This is a genomic window from Pseudaminobacter soli (ex Zhang et al. 2022) (assembly GCF_014595955.1).
Lineage (GTDB): Bacteria > Pseudomonadota > Alphaproteobacteria > Rhizobiales > Rhizobiaceae > Kumtagia > Kumtagia pseudosoli.
On record NZ_JABVCF010000005.1, the window covers coordinates 93,985 to 113,390 of the forward strand.

Below are 19,406 nucleotides of genomic sequence, written 5' to 3' on the forward strand. Positions count from 1 at the left end.
TGGCTCCCTTCTCCCGTTCACGGGGAGAAGAGAACGGAAAGGTAGAACCTACTCCACAAACACCTTCACGCTGGCGGCCCGTCCCGCAGCATCGATGACCGTCAGTGTGGAATAGCCAGCGCCGTCGGGCTGCCAGGTGGCGGTCGGGCGGCGGACCGCTCCGGCCAGCGGCTTGCCGTTGGCGAGCCAGCGGAAGGGCGCGCGGCCGCCCTGCAGCTTCAGCACCAACGGGTTGCCGCCCGAGGAGGCGTTGAGATCGACATGCGCGCCGTCCGGCGGGAAGACGATGCGCGGGGCCGGCTCGGTCACTGTCGGGCCCGCAGAGCCGGCTGAAGCTGATAAAATCCGGCCGGAATCTGGCGTGCCGAACCGCTTCAGCGTGACCGGAAGATCTTGCGGGGCCTGACGCGACGCCCCGGCCGGCGCGGGCTGCCGGGGAACCACGGGAAGCCCCGACCTGGCGAAGGCTTCGAACAGGATCGGCGCGGCGGAGGTGTAGCCGGCCAGCCCCGGCACCGAACCGGAATCGGCGCGTCCTACCCAGGCGCCCAGCACATAGCCGCCGTCATAGCCGACCGACCAGGCATCGCGGTAGCCGTAGGATGTGCCGGTCTTGTAGGCGATGGCGCGCGGGCTGGCATTCTCCGGCGGACGCACGCCGGCCAGGATGTCGGTGACCTGCCAGCTTGCCTGCGGCTCGAAGATCATGCCGTCGGGTAGCGGCTCGAAGGCAGTTTCCGTGCCGTCGCGCAGGCGCATGGCGCGGCCGCCATTGGCGAGACTGGTATAGAGCTGGACGAGGTCGCGCAGCGTGAGGCCGACGCCGCCGAGGCCGATCGCCAGGCCGCGGGATTCGCCCGGCGGCAGGGAAGGGGTGACGTCCGCCCGGCGGAAGCGGGCAGTGAGGCGGGCGGGGCCGACCGCATCGAGCAGCCGCACGGCCGGAACGTTGAGCGACATCTGCAGCGCTTGGCGCACGGTCACGTCACCCTGGTAGCCGAGGTCGAAATTCCTCGGCCGGTAGCCCGCGAAATCAGCAGGGCGGTCCTCGATCAGCGTCTCCTGCGCGACCAGCCCCTGTTCGAAGGCGAGCCCATAGATGAACGGTTTCAGCGTCGAGCCGGGCGAGCGGCTGGCCCGCGTCATGTCGATCCATCCGGAGCGGGCCGCGTCGAAATAGTCGGATGAGCCGACCAAGCCGAGGATTTCGCCGGTCCGTGCATCGGCAAGCACCATCGCGACGGAGACGCGGTCGCCGAGCCTGCGCGCCGCGGTCCGTGCGACAGCCTCAAGGGCAGTCTGTACCGACTTCTGGATCGTGAGGGTATGTCGGACCGAAGTGGGCGCCGCGCGGGCGGCCGAGTCGGCGAGGTGGGCGGCGAGGGCGGGCAGAGGGAAGCGGTACTCCGACACCTCCTCCGCCGAAACGCGCTGTGCTTCCCGCTCGGCAAGAAGCCCGGCGTCGACCATACGCGTCAGCACACGGTCCCGCGCGGTCTCAGCGGCGTCGCGAAACCGGTCCGGCCGGCGGCGCTCCGGCAGTTGCGGCAGGGCGACCAGCAGGGCGGACTGCGAAACCGTCAGCCGCTTCGGCTCCTTGCCGAAATAGGCGAGCGAGGCGGCTCGGATGCCTTCCAGATTGCCGCCATAGGGCGCGAGGGTCAGGTATCGCTCCAGGATTTCCCTCTTCGAGAGCCGCCGCTCGATCTGCCAGGCGCGAAAAATCTGCCTCAGCTTCGAGCCGAGACTGCGCTCCTCACGCGGCTCGGTGAGACGGGCGAGCTGCATCGAGAGCGTCGATCCGCCCGAGACGATGCGGCCGTTGGCGGCGAACTGGCCGGCAGCACGGGCGAGCGCCAGTAGGTCGACGCCGGCATGGTCCCAGAACCGCTTGTCCTCATAGATGACCAGCATCTTTACGAACGCGGGATCGACCTGGTCGAGCGACACGCCGAGGCGCCAGATGCCGTCCTGCGTGGCATAGGTCCTGAGCAGCGCGCCGTCGCGGTCCACCACCTCGCGGGAGACGGCGATTTGTTCGGGGATAGGTGGCGGGAAGGCGCGATCGAGAGAAATGAGAGCGGCCAGGGTGACGGCGGCGAAGGTGGCAAGCGCTGCGGCTGCGTAGAGTAGGCGTTTCAGGTATTTCTGAACGTTCAGCATCAATCTCACCTGATGCCGACGTGAGCCGCTGCAGATGTAAAGTGACGAGTGGCGAGGCCTAGGTCAGGCGGGCTCTCTTTCGCAGCCCTCAACAATGGCTCAAACGGCGATGCCCTGAGACTAGTGCCCGCTGACTCGGTCATGCTGCTGCGAGGCATCTCGCTATGCCCAAGATGATTTCGCTACTCCTTCACCTCCATCATCCCCGTGGCGGTGCGGGCGGAAAACTGCGGACGGTACATGTCCTCCACGCTCGCGGCCGGATGCGCGTAGACGCCGGGCGTCACCGCGCGGACGACATAGGCCAGCGTGAACTCGTGTGGGCTGTCCGCACTGCGGTCGAAGGCCGCGACGAAGCGGTCGTCGCGGAATTCGAGATGCGCGGCTTCCGTCTGCGCCAGCCATGGGAAGTTGGCGAGGTTTGCGCTGGAAACGAGGCCGGGATTGTCGATCTCGAAGCCGGCCGGCAGGAGGTCGCTGACCAGCACCCGCGAGGGCCAATCGTTCTCCTCGGTGAGTTTCAGAACGACCACGAAGCGCTCGTTCTGCCTGACCTCGGTCACGTTGGCTTCGGTGCCATCGAGCCGGTAATGGGTGCGCTCGATGGTGAAGCCGTCGCCGCCGGCGGGCAGCGGCCGGACCGGCGCGGCGACCGCCGTGACCACGGCTTGCGCGGTGTCTTGTCCGGTGTTCGTGACGATGATCGGGCTTTCGACGATCTCGCTGCCCTCGAAGCGCTCCGAGAACACGCCGGTGTGCTCGACGCCGTTCACGGCGAGCCGCATGTCGGCCGCGTTGGCGCTCAGCGCGCGGGCGGCGAGCAGCATCCAGGCGTTCTCCTGCGTGCTGTTCCAGCGGGTCGCCTGGCGCTCGGCGCTGACGAAGCTGACCAGTCGCGGAACGACCGAAGACATCGGCTTGCTTTCGGCGGCGAGCGCCAGCATGGCGGCGCCATCGCGAAGGCGCGAGCCGTAGTCCGATCGGGAGTAATCGTGCTCGCTCTGGGACTGCGCCAGCTGGAGCGCTGCCAGGAACGTTGCTTCGGAGCGCTGCGTATCGCCATAGAGAGCAAGGCTGGCGGCGAGCTGGGCGATCGCGAGCGGGCTCGAAAAGGCCTCGATCTGCGTGTCGGCATAGTATCGGAGATCGCCGACGGAGGCCTTCTTGTTGCGCGCCAGGACATAGAGCGAATAAGCGATCTCGGTTCCACGATCCTGCAGGTTGACGTCGTAGGCGAGCGAATTCTGCAGGTTGCTGAGCGCCTGGTCCATGGCCTGCTGCGGCACGTCGTAGTTCAGTTCGCGGGCGCGGGTCAGGAAGTCGGTCACGTAGGCATCGAGCCAGAGGTCGCCGGAGCCGGGGCCCCAGAGGCCAAAGCTGCCCGAAGAGGACTGGTAGTTGAGCACTGCGTAGATCGCCTTCTGGATGCGCTCGCGCAGGGCGGGGTCGTCCGACATGCCGGCACCCGCAGCCAACTCGCTGACATAGAGCAGCGGCAGCGCGCGGCTGGTCGTCTGCTCCGCGCAGCCATAGGGGTAGAGGTCGAGTGCAAGCAGAAGCGAGGGTACGTCGAGCGCCGCGGACGGGCTCACGCCGACGCTGACATGGGCGCCCGGCAGCACGCTTTCGGCAAGCAACTCGCGGTCCACCCGCAGGCTGCCGTTCGGGCCAAGGTCGACCACGAGTCGATTGGTGACCGGCAGGGTGGCGGGCCGCACCGGCACATGTAGCGTCTGGTCCACCGCGGTGCCGCCGGTATGGGCGAGCCGCACGGTGACAGTCGCGTCTCCGGCCGTCTGCGCGACCAGCGGCACGGTGACCGTCTGGCGCCGCCCTGAGGTCAATGTGACTTTCTCGGGAAGCGCTGCGTTGCCGGTGGAGAGGTCGCCGGTGGTCTCCACCAGGAACTCGTAGTCGCCGTCGGGACCGTCGGTGTTGGCGATGTCCAGCCGCATCAGGGCGGCGTCGCCCGGCGCCATGAAGCGCGGCAGGCCGGCGGTGATGACCACCGGGTCGCGGACGATCACGTCGGTGGAGGCATGGCCGACGGCGTCCTTCGTCCAGGCGACGGCCATGATGCGGACGGTGCCGTTGAACTGCGGGATGTCGAACGAAATCGCCGCCTTGCCTTCGGAATCGAGCTTCACCGGGCCGGCGAAGAACGCCACCAGCTTCTCGGTGGGCGGGCTGCCGTGTGAGGTCATGGCGGCTCCGTCGCCGCCGGTGCGCAGCCTTCCCGCCGCGCCGAGCGAGCCGTCGATGAGGCGGCCGTAGAGGTCGCGCAGTTCGAGGCCGAGCCGGCGCTGGCCGAAATACCAGCTCTCGGGGTTCGGCGGCCGGTAGTCGGTGAGGTTCAGGATACCGAGGTCGACCGCCGCGACCGTGACATAGGCGTCAGTCGCCGACGCTATGCCGGTGACAGACACCGGGATCGTGAGAGGCTGGCGCGGCTGCGTCTTGGCGACGGGCGCGAGCGCCACGTCGAGCTTCTTGGCGCCGGGATCGATGGTCAGCCACTTGAGGCCGATGGCGCGCGCCGGCATCCGCGATTCCTGCGCGTCGCCGGGGCGAAACAGCGTGGCGGTGACATAGGCGCCGGCGCCCCAGTCTGCCGAGACGGGAATGTCGATGGTCGCGCCGCCTTCCGGCACGGTGGCGGTTTGGGTGGAAAGCAGGCGCTCGGCGCCGACCGTGACCAGCAACTCGCCGGCGAAACGCGGCGAGATCTTGAGCTTCGCCACCTCGCCCGGCGCATACTTGTCCTTGTCCAGCGCGATCTCGAGCCCGTCCGGCGTCTCGGTCGAGGTCGCCATCACATACCACCCGGCGTCGAATTCCACGCTGGTGGCCGGCCCTTCGGGATCGGCCGTTGTCACCTCGAGGCGGTAGCGGCCCCAGTCCACCGGCATGGACAGGGTGGTCGACCCGTCGGCAGCGATGTCGAGCGTGCCGTTCGAGATCGCGCGGGTGTGGGTGACCGGCTCGTAGTTCCAGAAGTTGCCGCTTCGGTACCACTGGTAGTCGCGCTCGACTTTCACGAGGGACCATTGCGCGGCTGAAAGCGCCTTACGGCTGCCGTTGGGGTCGAGCATGATCACCGTGAACCCGGCGGTGTCGCCTTCGCGCACCTGGCCGCCGGAAAAGTCCGGGCGGATGCCGATTGCGTCCGCCGTCGACTTGACGCCGAGGTCGCTCGAGTTCTCGATGGCGCGGCCGCCGCTCTCAAGCATGCGCACGGTCACTTTCGCCGTCAGCAGTCGCGTGGTCGAAGGCAGGGTATCCACCTTGACCGGGAAGGTTGCCTTGCCGTCCTCACCGACCGGCGGCAGGGCGACGAGGGGGATGCGGGTAGCGTCGCCCTCCTGCTCATCTGCAAGGCCGAACTGGAAGTTCGGGAAATTCACCAAGTCGCGCGTGCTCTGCACGACGATCTCGCCTTCGAGCGCGAGACCTGCGGCGGGCGCTCCATAGAGGAAACGCCCGTCGACAGTGATGTTCGCCGGCTCGCCCGCGGCGATCTCGTCCTTGTCGCTTCCCAGCGTGAACTCGATGCGATCCGGCACGAAGTCCTCGACCAGGAACATCTGGCTGGAAACCGCCGGCTGCTTGGGATCGGTGTAGATCGAGACTGTCCAGGTGCCGCGCATGGCGTCGGCGGTGAGGGGCAAGTCGACCGCATGGCCGCCCGCCGCCCTGCCGTCGCTCGTCATGCGCCGGTCCTCGACGCCGTCGGGGCGCGAGAAGACGAAGGTGAGCGGCAGGTTCTCGACCGCCTTGGCGGTATGGTCGCGGGCCAGCGCCGCCACATGCACTGTTTCGCCGACGCGGTAGATGCCGCGCTCGGTCCAGGTATAGACGTCCAGCGCGCCCGGCGCTTCGCGTCCCGCCACGCCGCGGTCCGAAAGATCGAAGCCGGCGCGGACCATGTCGAGGAAGACGAAGTCGTTTCCTCCGGAACTGGCGGTGAGCACCGCCGGCACCATGCCGCCCGAGCCGCGGGTCAGGCCGGGCGAGAAGGTGGCGCGGCCGTTCGCATCGGAGGTGGCCTTGCCCAAAATCTCGTTGTTGCGGGCAAGCAGCGTCAGTTCCACACCGGCCAGCGGCTTGGCCGAGCCGAGCGAGCGGGCGAAGACGTTGAGACCGTCCTGGCCGGTATAGGCGGAGAGTCCGATGTCGGAGACGACGAACCACTGCGTCGCGCGCGAGGTCCAGGTGTCGCTGGTGTCGTTCTCACGCTGCGCAGTCAGCACATAGACGCCCGGCGCGCGATCGGGCAGCGCCTCGTCGACGGGGAAGCTGGTGGTGATCTCCTTGTTGAGCTCGTTGGCGATCTCCAGCTTGCCTTCCCAGACGGGCGCGCCGATCTGGTCGGCGATGTTGGTGATGTCGTAGCCGTCGAGCTGGCGCAGGAACTGGTAGCCGGAGAGAAGTTGGGCGAGCGACCGGTCGCCGATCCGGTAGAGCTTCATGTCTGCGACGGCCATGTTGACCGTGACCAGCGGAATGCCACGGCGCGCATGCGCCGGCAGGACGAAACTGTCTCCGGTGAAGCGGGCGGTCGGCCCGCGATCCTGGATGTAAACCGACAGCGCCACGGGCGAGGTGATGGTCTCGCCGATGGCGGCCGGGATGCCCGCCCGGAAGGTGATGTTGTAGTTCTTGCCGTGCTCCAGGCCCTCGACACAGATCTGGCGGTCCTTGGCTTCGACCGCCTTCGGCGCGGCACCGTCGACGGTCACGAAAGGCGCGTAGTCGACGCCGATCTTGACCAGTTCCTCGGAGAACTGGGCGCAGACGCGCGGCGAGTGTGTGTCAGCGTCGATCGAATGCTCGACGATCCTGAAGCCTTTCCGCGCCTTCAGGTCCTCGTATTGCGATCGGACTTCAGCGGAATTGACGAGGTCGGTGCTTGCTTCATAGGCCTGGAGCGCCGGGCGGGAGAGTTCGCGGCGGTCGAGCCCCGATGCGATCACCGCAAGCACCTCGGCGCGAACTGGCCTCATGCGGGAAAGCTGATAGGCATTCCAGGCCGCGGAGGTCGCATCGCGGCTGTAGCCCGTCATCTCCTGCCCGTTGCCGTGCGCGGCGAGGTTGGCGTGCGCCATTGCGAGCCACAGCCTAGCGTCTTGAGGGGCGATGCGGATGGCGGAGCCGTACTTCGCTATGGCTGCGTTCGCATCGCCCGTCCGGAGATCCTGCTTCGCGCTTTCAGTGAGCGTGACCAGTCCCTGCTGCTCGGACGGGGACGTGGCCAGCAGTTTGGTGCGATATTGTCTCGCTTCGTCGGCCATCCATGTCGGGAAGAACGGGATTTCGGGGGGCGCGCCGATGTCCGGCTCGCCGTCGATGGTCACCACTTTGCCCGCTACGGCACCGTTGAAGGTCTTCACCGTGGCGAAGTCCGACTTCAGGAAGCACCACTTGGCCTTCGTGTTGTAGGTGAAGGCGCGGCACTGGGCGTCGCCGAGGCAGATCGCCTTGCACTGGTCGAGCGAGACATTCTGCTCGGCCCGCAGGTCGAAGCCGAAATAGTCACTGTCCGGCGTCGTGGCGATCTGCCTCGCCTCTGCGGCAAGTCCAGGTGCGGCCCCTGCCAGAACCAGCAGGAGGAAGGCCGAAAGGAAACGTACAGCGCGCATCGCAACCCCCAGTGCTTCCTCGCCTGCGAAAATGCATTCCCGCCACACTTCCCAGCCGTCTCCAGATGACGTTCGGTAGGCGGTTGGCCGGCTTGGGCAGACGTGCTAGGCCGCTTGATCATACGTGACTCAATGCGGCAGGTCATCCGTCAACCAGCGATTCCACACATGGCGATTGTGGTCCCTTTACGAATGATACACCTCACGAAATCAAAATTATTCTTCGGGGTATTTTCGCGGTAGACATGCAGTGGAGACCGCCGAATTCGAGTAGCACTAGCGCGGCCCTCCGGATCGCGCGGCTTCTGCTTTCCGGCATGCTCTGCACGACTTCGCTGGCCGTTGCCGCTCAACCGGCTACCGCGTTCGAGTTTCTCGGCTTCAAGTTCTTCGAGAGGGATGACGACGAGGCCGGCATCGTCGACCCGCGGCGGTACACGGTCTCGCTGGACGTACAAGGCGCCGATCCGAGACTGGCCAAGAAGCTCAACGACGCATCGCAGTTGGTCACCGAGAAGGACCGGCCGGTGTCCGGCTCGCTGGGCCTGATCACCAGGGCGCGCAACGATCGCGAGCGGCTGGTCGCGGCGCTCTACGAGGAGGCGCGCTACGAAGGGATCGTCACGATCCTGATCGAGGGCAAGTCGATCGACGACCTGCCCGCCGACGCGGAGTTCGGGAGCCAGCCCATACCCGTTTCCATCACCGTTGATCCTGGTCCGCCGTTCGTGCTTGGCCAGGTGAGCCTCGGGGGCGACGCCGCCGGCCTTTCGCCGGAGGCGTTCGATCTGGTCCCCGGTGGCGATGCCGGTTCGGTGCGCATCCTGAAGGCCGAGAAGGATATCGTACGAAAACTGAAGGAGCAGGGGCGGCCGCTCGCGACGGTTACCGGACGGGATGTGATCGCCGACCACAATACCAAGACGTTGGATGTGGCCATTTCCGTGGGTGCTGGACCCATCGCAGGCTACGGTGTGGCGGCGGTGGACGGCACCCAGCAGGTCGATCGCGATTTCACCGCCTACATGGCAGGCCTCGAGCCCGGGCGCATCTATTCTCCCGACGATCTGGATGCCGCGCGGGATCGGCTGACAGGCCTCGCCGTCTTCAACAGCGTTGCGGTCACCGAGGCCGATGCGCTCGACGCGAACGGCAACATTCCGACCAAGATCACGGTCACCGAACGCAAGCCGCGCGTTTTCGGCGTGGGCGCGACATTGTCGAACACCGAGGGACTGGGGCTCGAGGGCTACTGGGGCCACCGCAACCTGTTCGGGCGCGCGGAGAAGCTGCGCATCGAAGGATCGATCGGCCGCATCGGGGCCGACACAGACATCGGCAAGCTCAACTACAATGCGGCGATCATGTTCGAGAAGCCGGGCGTGGTCGGCCCGGCTTCACGCTTCTTCGCCAACGCCAGGACGGTCTTCGAGCATCCGGACGCTTACGACCGCTTCTCCTCGAAGGCGAGTGTCGGCCTGGCCTACGACATCTCCAAGTCGCAGAGCGTTTCCGGCGAGTTCTCGGTCGACTATTCCAAGATCACTGACGCCTTCGTGGACAACCGCCAGTACCTGATCGTCTCGACGCCGCTGCAGTACGCCCTCGACAACCGCGACGAGAAGCTGAACCCGACCGAGGGTTTTCGAATGCTCGCCTATGCGGAACCCGCCTACGACACGATCGGCGGCACGACCTTCGTGAAACTGAGAGGTGAGGCCTCGGCCTATCAGGCGCTCGATGCGAGAGACCAGTACGTGCTTGCCGGCCGCGTCAATCTGGGCAGCATTCTGGGTGCCGGTGTCGAGGAAATTCCGGCCGACCGGCGCTTCTATGCCGGGGGCGGAGGCTCGGTGCGAGGCTATGCCTATCAGGGCATCGGTCCGAAGGGCCCGGATGACAAGCCGACGGGCGGCCTCTCGCTGTTCGAAACTTCGGCGGAACTGCGGATGGCCGTCACGGAAAACTTCGGAGTCGTGCCGTTCGTCGACGCGGGTACCGTCTCGCTCGAGGAATTCCCCGACTTTTCCGATCTGAAGTTCGGAGCAGGCGTGGGCTTGCGTTATCTTACGCCGTTCGGCCCACTGCGAATCGATGCTGCGGTACCGCTGAACAAGGGCCACGGCGATCCTGACTTCGGCATCTATGCCGGCGTCGGCCAGGCATTCTGACCAAAGTCGAGGAAAGGGAGGGACATCACAGTGAAATCTCTTTCGGCGCCGGGATTGCTCGCCGCGTCTGGGGTGATGTCCAAACCCGAATTCCGCCCGGTTGCCCAGCTTGACTGAGCGGCGGGCCTGAGGTTCGGGATCGGATAGATGGCGCTGCTCCGACGTATCCTGCGGATTCTGGTCTACACGCTTCTCGTCGTGCTCCTTGTCGCGGCGGGGGCGGCGGCCGTCCTGACCGTACCGGAGAAGGGACGGGACACCCTCGCGTCCGTAGTTTCGGACCTCGCCTCGACCCCGGACCGGCAGATCACGGTGAGCGGGATCAAGGGCGTCTGGTCGGGATATCTGGCGGTCGACAGGGTGGTGATCGAGGATGCCGAAGGCCCGTGGCTGGAATTGCAGGGCGTGGAAGCCGACTGGTCGCCGCTCACGCTGTTGTGGGGAAGGCTGGAGGCCGATCGCCTTGCCGCGGAACGGGTGGACTTTTCGCGACTGCCTCAGACACAGGAAAGGGCGCCTGACAAAGGCGGGTCGTCGCTGCCGCTGGATATCTCCATCCGCTCCCTCGCCATTCCCGAGATCAGGCTCGGGAAAGACATCACCGGCGGCCGGGTCGCGAGCGTATCGGCCAGGGGCCGAGCCGTGGCGCTTGCCCGGCCGGTCACCGTATCGGCCGATCTTACCGTCGAGCGGACCGATGGTACCGCCGGCGAGTTGCGGGCCGCGGTGGAGTTTGCGCCCGCCCAGGACAAGCTCGAACTGGATCTAAAGGCGTCCGAGCCTTCCGGGGGCATTCTCGCCAGTCTTCTGCAGTTGCCGGGTGATCCCGCCGTCGACGTGATCGTGACCGGCTCGGGCCCGCTGGCGAACTGGCAGGGAACCGCGACCTTCGCCATCGACGGCGCGCTCGTTGCCAGCGCGACCGGAACCCACCGCCTGAGCGAGGCTGGGCGGACCATCGAAGCCAAGGGCGACGGCGAGTTCGCACGCTTCATGCCCGAGAAACTGCGCCCAATGCTCGCCGGCAACAGCGGATTCGACATCGCCGCCACACTCACCTCGAGCGGTGTCCTGGAAATCAGGCGGGGCACGCTGGAAAGCAGTGCCGTCACGGCCTCTGCAACTGGCGCGTACAATCCGGCCGGCATGACCGATCTCGCGCTAGAGGTCGAGGCGAAGGGCGAGGGCGTGCTGCTGCCGCTTGGGTCTTCCCAAAGCCCGCTCGACATCGTGCTTCACACACTGACCGCCCGCGCGTTCGGCGAGGGCGGTGAGCCGGCGCTCGACATAGTCGCCAGCCTGCCACGCGTGCAAGCGCGCGGCGTCAAGTTGACCGACGTCGGCATCACGCTTCACTCGGACAGTTTCAATATTGCCAGCAGGTCAGGTCCGATTAGCGGCTCTGCCGCAGCCGCCGAAATCGCGGTCGACAATCCGTCGGTGGCGCCCCTGGTCGCCGGCGAGGTCCGGGCGGAACTGGCCGGGACACTGTCGAAGGACGCGCTGACCGTCGCGGAAGGATCGCTGCGGAGCGATGCCGTCGATGGCGATTTCTCCGGCCAGACCTCCTTCAGCGATGGAGCGGTCGCGCTGCAGCTGTCGGCTGATATCGCAGCATCGGCGCTGCCGGCCGAGGTGCGACCCACGCTCGGCGATAGGGTGAGGCTCTCGGGCAATCTGGCGCGGGATGCCGCGGGAAACGTTTCGGCCGACCAGTTCTCGCTTCAGTCGGACGGCCTTACTGCGAACGGCTCCGCGCGGCTCTCCGGCGGTAGTCTAGAAGCCGAACTCACGGGCGCGCTGGCCGATGTTTCCCGGCTCGTCCCGCAGGCGTCTGGTCCCGTGTCGTTGACGGCGAACGCACGCGGCGCGCTGCTTGCCCCCGACCTGGAGCTGGCGCTGACCAGCCAGCGGCTGGGCTTCGGCGAGCATGCCGTCGAGGACCTCGAACTCACCGCCTCCGGCCTTGCCGAACTGGCAAACCCACAGGCGAACGTCTCGCTGAAAGGCTCGTTCGAAGGGCAGCCGCTGCAGGCGAGCGGCACGCTGGCTGGCAATGGCGCCAGTCCGGAGTTGCGCGATCTCTCGGCATCGCTCGGCCCGAACCGGATCGCCGGCACGCTCGTGTTCGACAACCGGCTCACGCCGGTCGGAACGCTGACGCTCGACCTGCCGGATCTTGGCCGGCTCGCGGCGCTCATCGGCCAGGAGGTGCAGGGCGAGGCGAGGGGAACCGCCCAGCTTTCGCGGAAGGGCGATGAGCCCCAGGTGAATCTCGCGCTCGCGGCCGATCGCATCAGCCGCGGCGGCATCGAGGCGCGGTCCGTCTCCGTCGATGCATTGGTTGCCGACTACCTGAAAGACCCGCGCGTCTCCGGCACGGTTGGCGCGTCACTTCCCGATCTCGTTCCCGGCCAGCCCGCTGCCGATGTGCGCGTGACCGTCGCCGGCACCGCCAGTGAACTGACCGGCTCGGGCACACTGGCCATGCAAGGCGAGACCGTCTCCACATTCACCGCCAAGCATCGGCTGACCGTTGCTGGCAGCGACATCGAGGCAAGCGGAGAGGGGATTTTCGCCCGCTTCGCGCCGGAGCCGATGCGACGGCTGCTCGATGGTCGCACCAGCTTCGATGTGGCGGGCACACTCAGCGGTGGCGAGGTCAAGATCGACCGCGCCGAGTTCGCCAATTCGGCGGTGAAGGCCTCCGCGCACGGCAGCTACAACCCCGCTGGCGCGGCTGATCTTTCGCTGGAGCTGGCTTCGGGCACGGCGGGCGTGCCGCTCTCCTTCGGCACCGACGAGGCGCCGGTCGACCTCACGCTTGGGTCTGCGACCCTTCGGGTCCAAGGCAACGCCAATGCGCCGACGTTCGACATTGCGGCGAGCCTTCCGCTGGTTTCGACCGGTGACACGCGGCTGATCGACCTCGGCATTACCCTGCACTCGGATGCATTCGACATCGCAGCCCGTTCGGGACCGGTGATCGGCGCCGCGACCGCCTCCGCGCTGGTCGTCGACAACCCTACGCTGAAGCCCCTCGTTGCAGGAGAAGTGCGGGTCGAGCTTGCGGGCGCGCTCTCGCCAGAGGCGCTGCGCGTGACCAGCGCTTCCTTGCGGAGTGATGCGCTCAACGGCGGCGTGTCGGGGAACATTTCGTTCCTGGACGGGTCGATCAATCTCCAACTCTCGGCGGATGTGGCCTCGTCCGCACTTCCCCCACAGGTGCGGACTGCGCTCGGCGAGCGAGCGAGCCTGTCGGCGACGATTGCTCGCGACCAAAAAGGCGATATTGCTGCCGAATCAATCTCTCTGAAGTCCGCCGGCCTGACGGCGGAAGGGTCGGCCCGACTAGCCGATGGGTCCATAGACGCGCGGCTCACCGGTTCTCTGGCCGACGTGTCGCGTGTTTCGCCCGAGTTGTCCGGCGCTGCGTCCATGACAGCCACTGCGCGCGGGTCGCTGTTTTCGCCTGAGGTGGATTTTGCGCTGACCAGCGAGCGGATCGGGGTGGGCGACCGAGCGCTCGACCAGGTGAACCTCACCGCTTCGGGGCATGTGGACCCGGCCAATCCGCAAGGCCGGCTCTCCCTAACCGCGAGCTTCGAGGGTGAGCCGCTGCAGGCGAGCGCCCTCCTGGCTTCGGTGGGCGCTAACCGGGATCTGCGCGATCTCGCCGTCTCTCTCGGGGCGAACAAGGTGTCTGGCACCGTGGCACTGGACGAGAGTTTCCGGCCGACAGGAACCCTGAACCTCGATCTTCCTGATCTGTCCCGGCTGGCAGCTCTCGCCGGACAGCAGGTCGAGGGCGGGGCAAAGGGCACGTTGCGCTTCGGCAAGGATGGCGACGTGCCCCAGGCGAATCTGGTGCTTAACGCGGACGCGATTCGCAGGGGCGGCGTCGAGGCGCGGGCGATTTCCATAGACGCGCTGATCGCTGATTTTCTGAAAGCTCCGAGGCTTTCCGGCACAGTCGCCGCAATGCTGCCGGACCTGGTGCCGGGCCAGCCTCCGGCCGACATCCGTTTGTCGTTCCAAGGGCCGCTCGCTGACACCACGGCCACGGGAACGGTCGCGATGGAAGGCGAGACGGTGGCCAACTTCTCGACAAAACATCGGCTGACGGAGGCCGGCAACGTGGTCGAGGCCAGCGGCGAGGGAGCTTTCGCGCGCTTCGCACCCGAGCCTCTCAACAAACTTCTGGCCAGCAAGACCGGCTTCGAAGTTGCCGTTGCCTCGGGCGGCGGCGGTCCGGTTCGGATCGAGCGCGCCGAGTTCACCAATGCGGCGCTGACCGCCTCGGCCACTGGCACCTACACTCCCGCCGGACCGGTCGATCTTGACGTGCAGCTTGGCGCCGGAACCGCGGGCGTGCCGCTGTCGTTCGGCACCGACGAAGCGCCGCTGGACGTGACCGTCGGCGCCGCAAGCATTCGCCTGACCGGCGACCCGGCTGCAGCGGCTCTGGACGTTACGGCCAGCCTGAAAAGCGTCGCGACCAACACAGTGCGTCTGACCGATCTCGGTATCGCGCTTCATTCGGACCGCTTCGATCTGAAATCGCGCGCAGGTCCGGTCCACGGTGCCGTAACCGCTGCCGAGCTCAAGCTGGAGAATCAGTCGCTGGCGCCGCTTGTCGCCGGAGAGGTGCGCGCTGAGATCGGGGGCGCTCTTTCGGCCGACGCGCTGACGGTCGAAAAGGGCATCCTCCGCAGCGATGCGATCGACGGCAATTTTCATGGAACCGTCTCTCTCCGCACCGGCTCGGTGACGCTCGACCTCAACGCCGATGTGCTGTCCTCTGCGCTGCCGTCGGCGGCAAGGCCGGTGCTGGCCGAGAAAGTGACGCTTTCGACCAGTCTCGTGCGCGATCAGGAGGGAAACGTCTCGGCCAATGCGCTCGCGTTGCAGTCCGGTGGTCTTACCGGCCAAGGCATCGTCCGCGTCGGCGTCGGGAACATCGATGCCGAGATCGCCGGGTCGCTCACCGACATCTCCCCGCTCGCCGACAAGGCCGCCGGATCGATCGCGTTCACTGCGAGCGCCAAGGGAGCGTTTTCCGCGCCGGATGTGGCCTTGAAGGTCACCAGCGACAGGATGACCGTCGCGGACCGCGCGATCGAGAACCTCGAACTCAACGCCTCGGGCAAGGCCGACCTCGCCATGCCAGAGGCGTCCGTGAGCCTGAAGGGACGCGTCGCCGGCCAGCCCTTGGACGGCAAGGCGGTGCTAAGTACCGCCGGAGGAGTGCGGGCGGTGCGCGATCTCGCCCTGACGCTCGGCCCCAATCGCATTTCCGGCTCGCTGACCCTGGACGAGGATTTCGTGCCGGAGGGGAGCATCGCCTTCGATCTGCCGGAGGTCGGGCCACTTGCTGCCCTGGCGCTGGAGAAGGTGGAAGGCAGCGCCAAGGGGACGGCCAAATTCACGCGCGAAGGCGGCAAGGCTCAGGCGCACATTGCCCTCAACTCCGATGCCATCTCGCGGGATGATTTCTCTGCCCGCTCGGTGTCGCTTGATGCACTGATCGCGGATTATCTCTCTTCGCCCGGCGTCTCCGGCAAGGTCCGCGCAGGCGAGATCCGCAGCGGCACGACCATCGTGCGCGACCTGGAGGTCGATCTCTCGCGCGAGGGCGACTGGACCCGCTTCAACGGCGGGGTGAACGTGAACGACATTCCGGTGCGGGCAGCGGGGCGCGCGAAAGTGGAGGGTGGCACTACGACGGTCGACCTCGCCTCAGCCGAAGCGACCGTGCGCGGCGTAAGGACGGCGCTGGCACGCCCCTCGGCGGTCAGGATCGCCAACGGCCAGGCGATGCTCGACAAGCTTTCCCTCGCATTGGGCGGGGGCACGGCTACGGTCTCGGGAACCGCCGGCTCCTCCCTCAACCTGGATGTCGCGCTTTCTCGACTGCCGGCATCGCTTGCAAACTCAGTTGCACCGGGGCTCGACGCTGCGGGAACGATATCGGGCACAGTCAAGGTTACCGGAACACCCGCGGCTCCGAACGTGCGCTATTCGATCGACTGGGCCGGCGCCCAGACAGCTCAGACCCAATCTGCCGGACTTGCCCCCCTCTCGCTGCAGTCGACGGGCACGTTCGAGAACAACCGGCTGAGCTTCGATGCGACCGCAGACGCAGGCTCGGGGATCCGGCTCAGGAGCAGCGGCACGGTCGGCACGGCAGGCGTGCCGCAACTCAATATCAGGCTCGACGGAAGCGTCCCGTTCTCCGTCCTTGCGGCACGGTTGGCGGAGCAGGGCCTTTCCCTGACGGGCACGGCGGATGCGGACATAACGATTACGGGCGGTGCCGCCGCTCCGGTGATCGGAGGCTCGGTCAAAACCTCAGGGGCGCGCCTCGTCCATGTCGATTCTGGTGTCGCGGTCGAGGACATCGCGGCCGAGATCGCTCTCGGCGGCGGGCGGGCGACGATCAATCGGTTGACGGGCAGGCTCGCTGCCGGCGGGGCGCTGACGGGGTCGGGGTCGGTCGGGCTCGCAGACGGGTTCCCGGCGGACATCACCCTCAAGCTCGTCGACGCTCGTTACACCGACGGCGAGGTTGTCACCACGACGATGTCTGGAGACCTGACCGTTAAGGGGCCACTCGCTTTGTCTCCGCAACTCGGCGGAACTGTCAACCTGGGCAGGACCGTGATCCAGGTTCCGGAGCGTCTCCCGGGCTCGCTCGCGGCCTTGAACGTCAAGCATAGACACGCGCCCGCCGACGTGATCGCGCAGGACCGGGCGCTGCGGCCCAGGACACCGGCGACCGGTACCGGGGGCGGAGGGATTACCCTCGACCTCACGGTCAACGCACCGCAGCAGATCTTCGTCCAGGGACGCGGGCTTGATGCCGAACTGGGCGGCTCGCTGAGGATGGTCGGTCCGCTGTCGTCGCCGCAAGCAACCGGAGAATTCACACTAAGGCGCGGGCGACTGACCCTGTTGGGGCGCCGACTGGTCTTCACACGCGGCACCCTGGATTTTGCAGGGTCATTGGTGCCGAATCTCGACTTGGCTGCCGAATCGGTAGCCAGCGATGCGACGGCCATGGTCCTTGTCACCGGGCGGGCTAACGATCCGCAGTTCACTTTCACCTCGACGCCCGCTCTTCCCGAGGACGAGGTGCTTGCGCGGCTGATCTTCGGACGGGAGATGTCGAACCTGTCGCCTCTGCAGATCGCCCAACTCGCCGATGCCGCCGCTCAACTCGCGGGCGCTGGTGGCTCGACCTCGCTCCTGAATTCGCTGCGGGACACGCTTGGCGTGGACGATCTCGACGTCAGGACGACAGAAGAGGGCGGGACGGCCGTTTCCATCGGCAAGCATCTCAACGAGCGGACCTACATCACGATTGAATCCGGCGATCGGGCAGGCTCCGGCCGCGCCGCCATCGATCTCGACGTCGGCAAAGGGGTCAAGCTGCGCGGCGAAGCGCGAACGGACGGCGAGGCCAAGGGAGGCATTTTCTACGAGAAAGAGTACTGAGAACAGGGCTGACTCAATACCCCTGGAACTGGCCCGGCCGTTCGGGCGCTCTGGTTCTGGTGCTCCGCTCGCCCAGCCATAACGTAGCGTCAGAGCGCAAAACCGTATATCGCGACGCAAATATGCCAATTTGCGTCAATGATGTCGTATTCGCGCGAACCGCCCTGCCGCAAAATTGCAAATTTACGTCCGGGAACACCGGCAGTCCGCTTTGACATCAAGCGGCGGATGCTGAATGTTAAAGGCGAAACCGCCACATAGGGGAGAGATCAATGGCGTTCTACAGGAGTAACGGCGACCGCGTGCCGGCGCATATCGAGAAGATGGCCGAAGGCGCGAAGGCGGGGACGGTCGACCGCCGCGAGTTCCTCGCGCTCGCGAGTGTCTTCGGTGCGTCCACGGCCATGGCATACGGCATGATCGGCCTTGCAGCGCCGACCCCGGCCGCTGCGCAGGAGCCCAAGAAGGGCGGCGTCATCAAGGTTGCCATGTCGGTCAAGGACCCCAAGGATCCGCGCACCGCTGACTGGTCGGAGATCGCCAACGCTCAGCGGCAGACGCTCGAGCCGCTGGTGAAGTACACCAGGGAGTACACTTTCGAGCCATATCTGCTCGAGAGCTGGGAGCTCAACGACGACGCCACCGAGTACACGCTCCATATCCGGCCTGGCGTGACCTGGACCAACGGCGACACCTTCAACGCCGACGACGTGATCCACAACTTCACCCGCTGGGCCGACAAGAGCGCCGAAGGCAACTCCATGCCGGGCCGCCTCGGTTCGCTGGTCGACGAAAAGACGGGCAAGCTGCGCGAGGGCTCGGTCGAGCGCGTCGACGACATGACGGTGAAGCTCAAGCTCACCAAGCCGGACATCGCGCTGATCCCGCAGCTCTGCGACTATCCGGGCCTCGTCGTCCACCGCTCCTTCGACGAGACCGGCGCGAATTTCGTCAAGAACCCGATCGGCACCGGTCCGTTCGAGCTCGTCTCCTATGATGTCGGCCAGAAGGTCGTGTACAAGCGCCGCGAGGACGGCAAGTGGTGGGGCGGCGAAGCCTATCTCGACGGCGTCGAGTTCATCGACTACGGCACCGATCCGTCGGCGATGGTCTCCGCTTTCGAATCCGGCGAGGTCCACACGAACCACGAGACGACCGCGGACTATGTGCAGATCCTGGAGGGGGTCGGTGCACCGGCTTCGGAGGTCGTTACCTCGGCCACCGTCTGCACCCGCATGAACGTCCAGAACAAGCCTTACGACAACCAGAAGGTTCGTCAGGCGATCTGCAAGGCGGTCGACAACGCGGTCGTGCTGCAGCTTGGATACGGCAATGCCGGCACGGTGGCCGAGAACCACCACGTCTGCCCCATCCATCCGGAGTATGTGGAACTGCCGAAGCTGACACGCGACGCCGCGGGCGCCAAGAAGATGCTCGAGGATGAGGGGCTGGCCGACTACGAGCACGACCTCATTACCGTCGACGAGGACTACCACAAGAACACGGGCGATGCTGTCGCTGCTCAGCTGCGCGATGCCGGGATCAAGGTGAAGCGCACCGTTCTGCCCGGGTCCACCTTTTGGAACGACTGGACGAAGTATCCCTTCTCCCAGACGAACTGGAACATGCGTCCGCTCGGCATCCAGGTGATTGCGGTGGCCTATCGCACCGGTGAGGCCTGGAACGAGACTGCTTACTCGAATCCCGATCTCGACGCCAAGATCGGCGAGGCGCTCGGCATCGCCGATGCGGAGAAGCGCAAGGTCGTCATGAAGGACATCGAGACGATCCTTCAGGACTCCGGCATCATGATTCAGCCGTACTGGCGTAAGCTCTACAACAACTCGGTGCCGGCGGTTAAGAACCACGGCATGCATCCGACCTACGAGCACGACTTCGGCAAGGTCTGGCTCGACGAAGCCTGAGAATAGTCCCC

Annotated in this window: 5 protein-coding genes; 3 read left to right on the forward strand and 2 right to left on the reverse strand. The window is 66.3% G+C overall.

Features of this window, described 5'->3' with window-relative positions:
* Positions 1-48: 48 nt before the first annotated feature.
* Together pbpC and HUI96_RS10925 are read right to left on the reverse strand one after the other, a co-directional pair.
* Positions 49-2,163: a penicillin-binding protein 1C gene (gene pbpC, locus HUI96_RS10920; RefSeq protein WP_188254685.1), complete on the reverse strand. Its 2,115-nt coding sequence runs from the start codon at positions 2,161-2,163 to the stop codon at positions 49-51.
* A gap of 182 nt (positions 2,164-2,345) precedes the next feature.
* Entirely contained in the window at positions 2,346-7,802 is a 5,457-nt protein-coding gene (locus HUI96_RS10925) for an alpha-2-macroglobulin family protein (RefSeq protein WP_188254686.1), read from the reverse strand.
* 245 nt (positions 7,803-8,047) lie between these two features.
* Here HUI96_RS10925 and HUI96_RS10930 point away from each other — a divergent pair, with 245 nt between their 5' ends.
* The 3 genes from HUI96_RS10930 to HUI96_RS10940 all read left to right on the forward strand — a co-directional run bounded on the left by HUI96_RS10930 (position 8,048) and on the right by HUI96_RS10940 (position 19,395).
* A complete protein-coding gene (locus HUI96_RS10930; protein ID WP_237684079.1) occupies positions 8,048-9,973 on the forward strand; it encodes an autotransporter assembly complex protein TamA in 1,926 nt (641 codons plus the stop codon).
* Positions 9,974-10,120: 147 nt separating this feature from the next.
* Entirely contained in the window at positions 10,121-17,470 is a 7,350-nt protein-coding gene (locus tag HUI96_RS10935; protein WP_188254687.1) for a translocation/assembly module TamB domain-containing protein, read from the forward strand.
* A 272-nt stretch (positions 17,471-17,742) separates the two neighbouring features.
* The gene (locus HUI96_RS10940) at positions 17,743-19,395 is read left to right on the forward strand and encodes an ABC transporter substrate-binding protein (protein ID WP_188254688.1); all 1,653 of its coding nucleotides are present in this window, start codon (positions 17,743-17,745) and stop codon (positions 19,393-19,395) included.
* The last annotated feature ends 11 nt before the right edge of the window (positions 19,396-19,406 follow it).

Excerpts from the sequence above, each read along its gene's own strand:
- pbpC (WP_188254685.1), bottom strand. The coding sequence starts at position 2,163 with ATGCTGAACGTTCAGAAATACCTGAAACGCCTACTCTACGCAGCCGCA.
- HUI96_RS10925 (WP_188254686.1), bottom strand. The coding sequence starts at position 7,802 with ATGCGCGCTGTACGTTTCCTTTCGGCCTTCCTCCTGCTGGTTCTGGCA.
- HUI96_RS10930 (WP_237684079.1), top strand. The coding sequence starts at position 8,048 with ATGCAGTGGAGACCGCCGAATTCGAGTAGCACTAGCGCGGCCCTCCGG.
- HUI96_RS10935 (WP_188254687.1), top strand. The coding sequence starts at position 10,121 with ATGGCGCTGCTCCGACGTATCCTGCGGATTCTGGTCTACACGCTTCTC.
- HUI96_RS10940 (WP_188254688.1), top strand. The coding sequence starts at position 17,743 with ATGGCGTTCTACAGGAGTAACGGCGACCGCGTGCCGGCGCATATCGAG.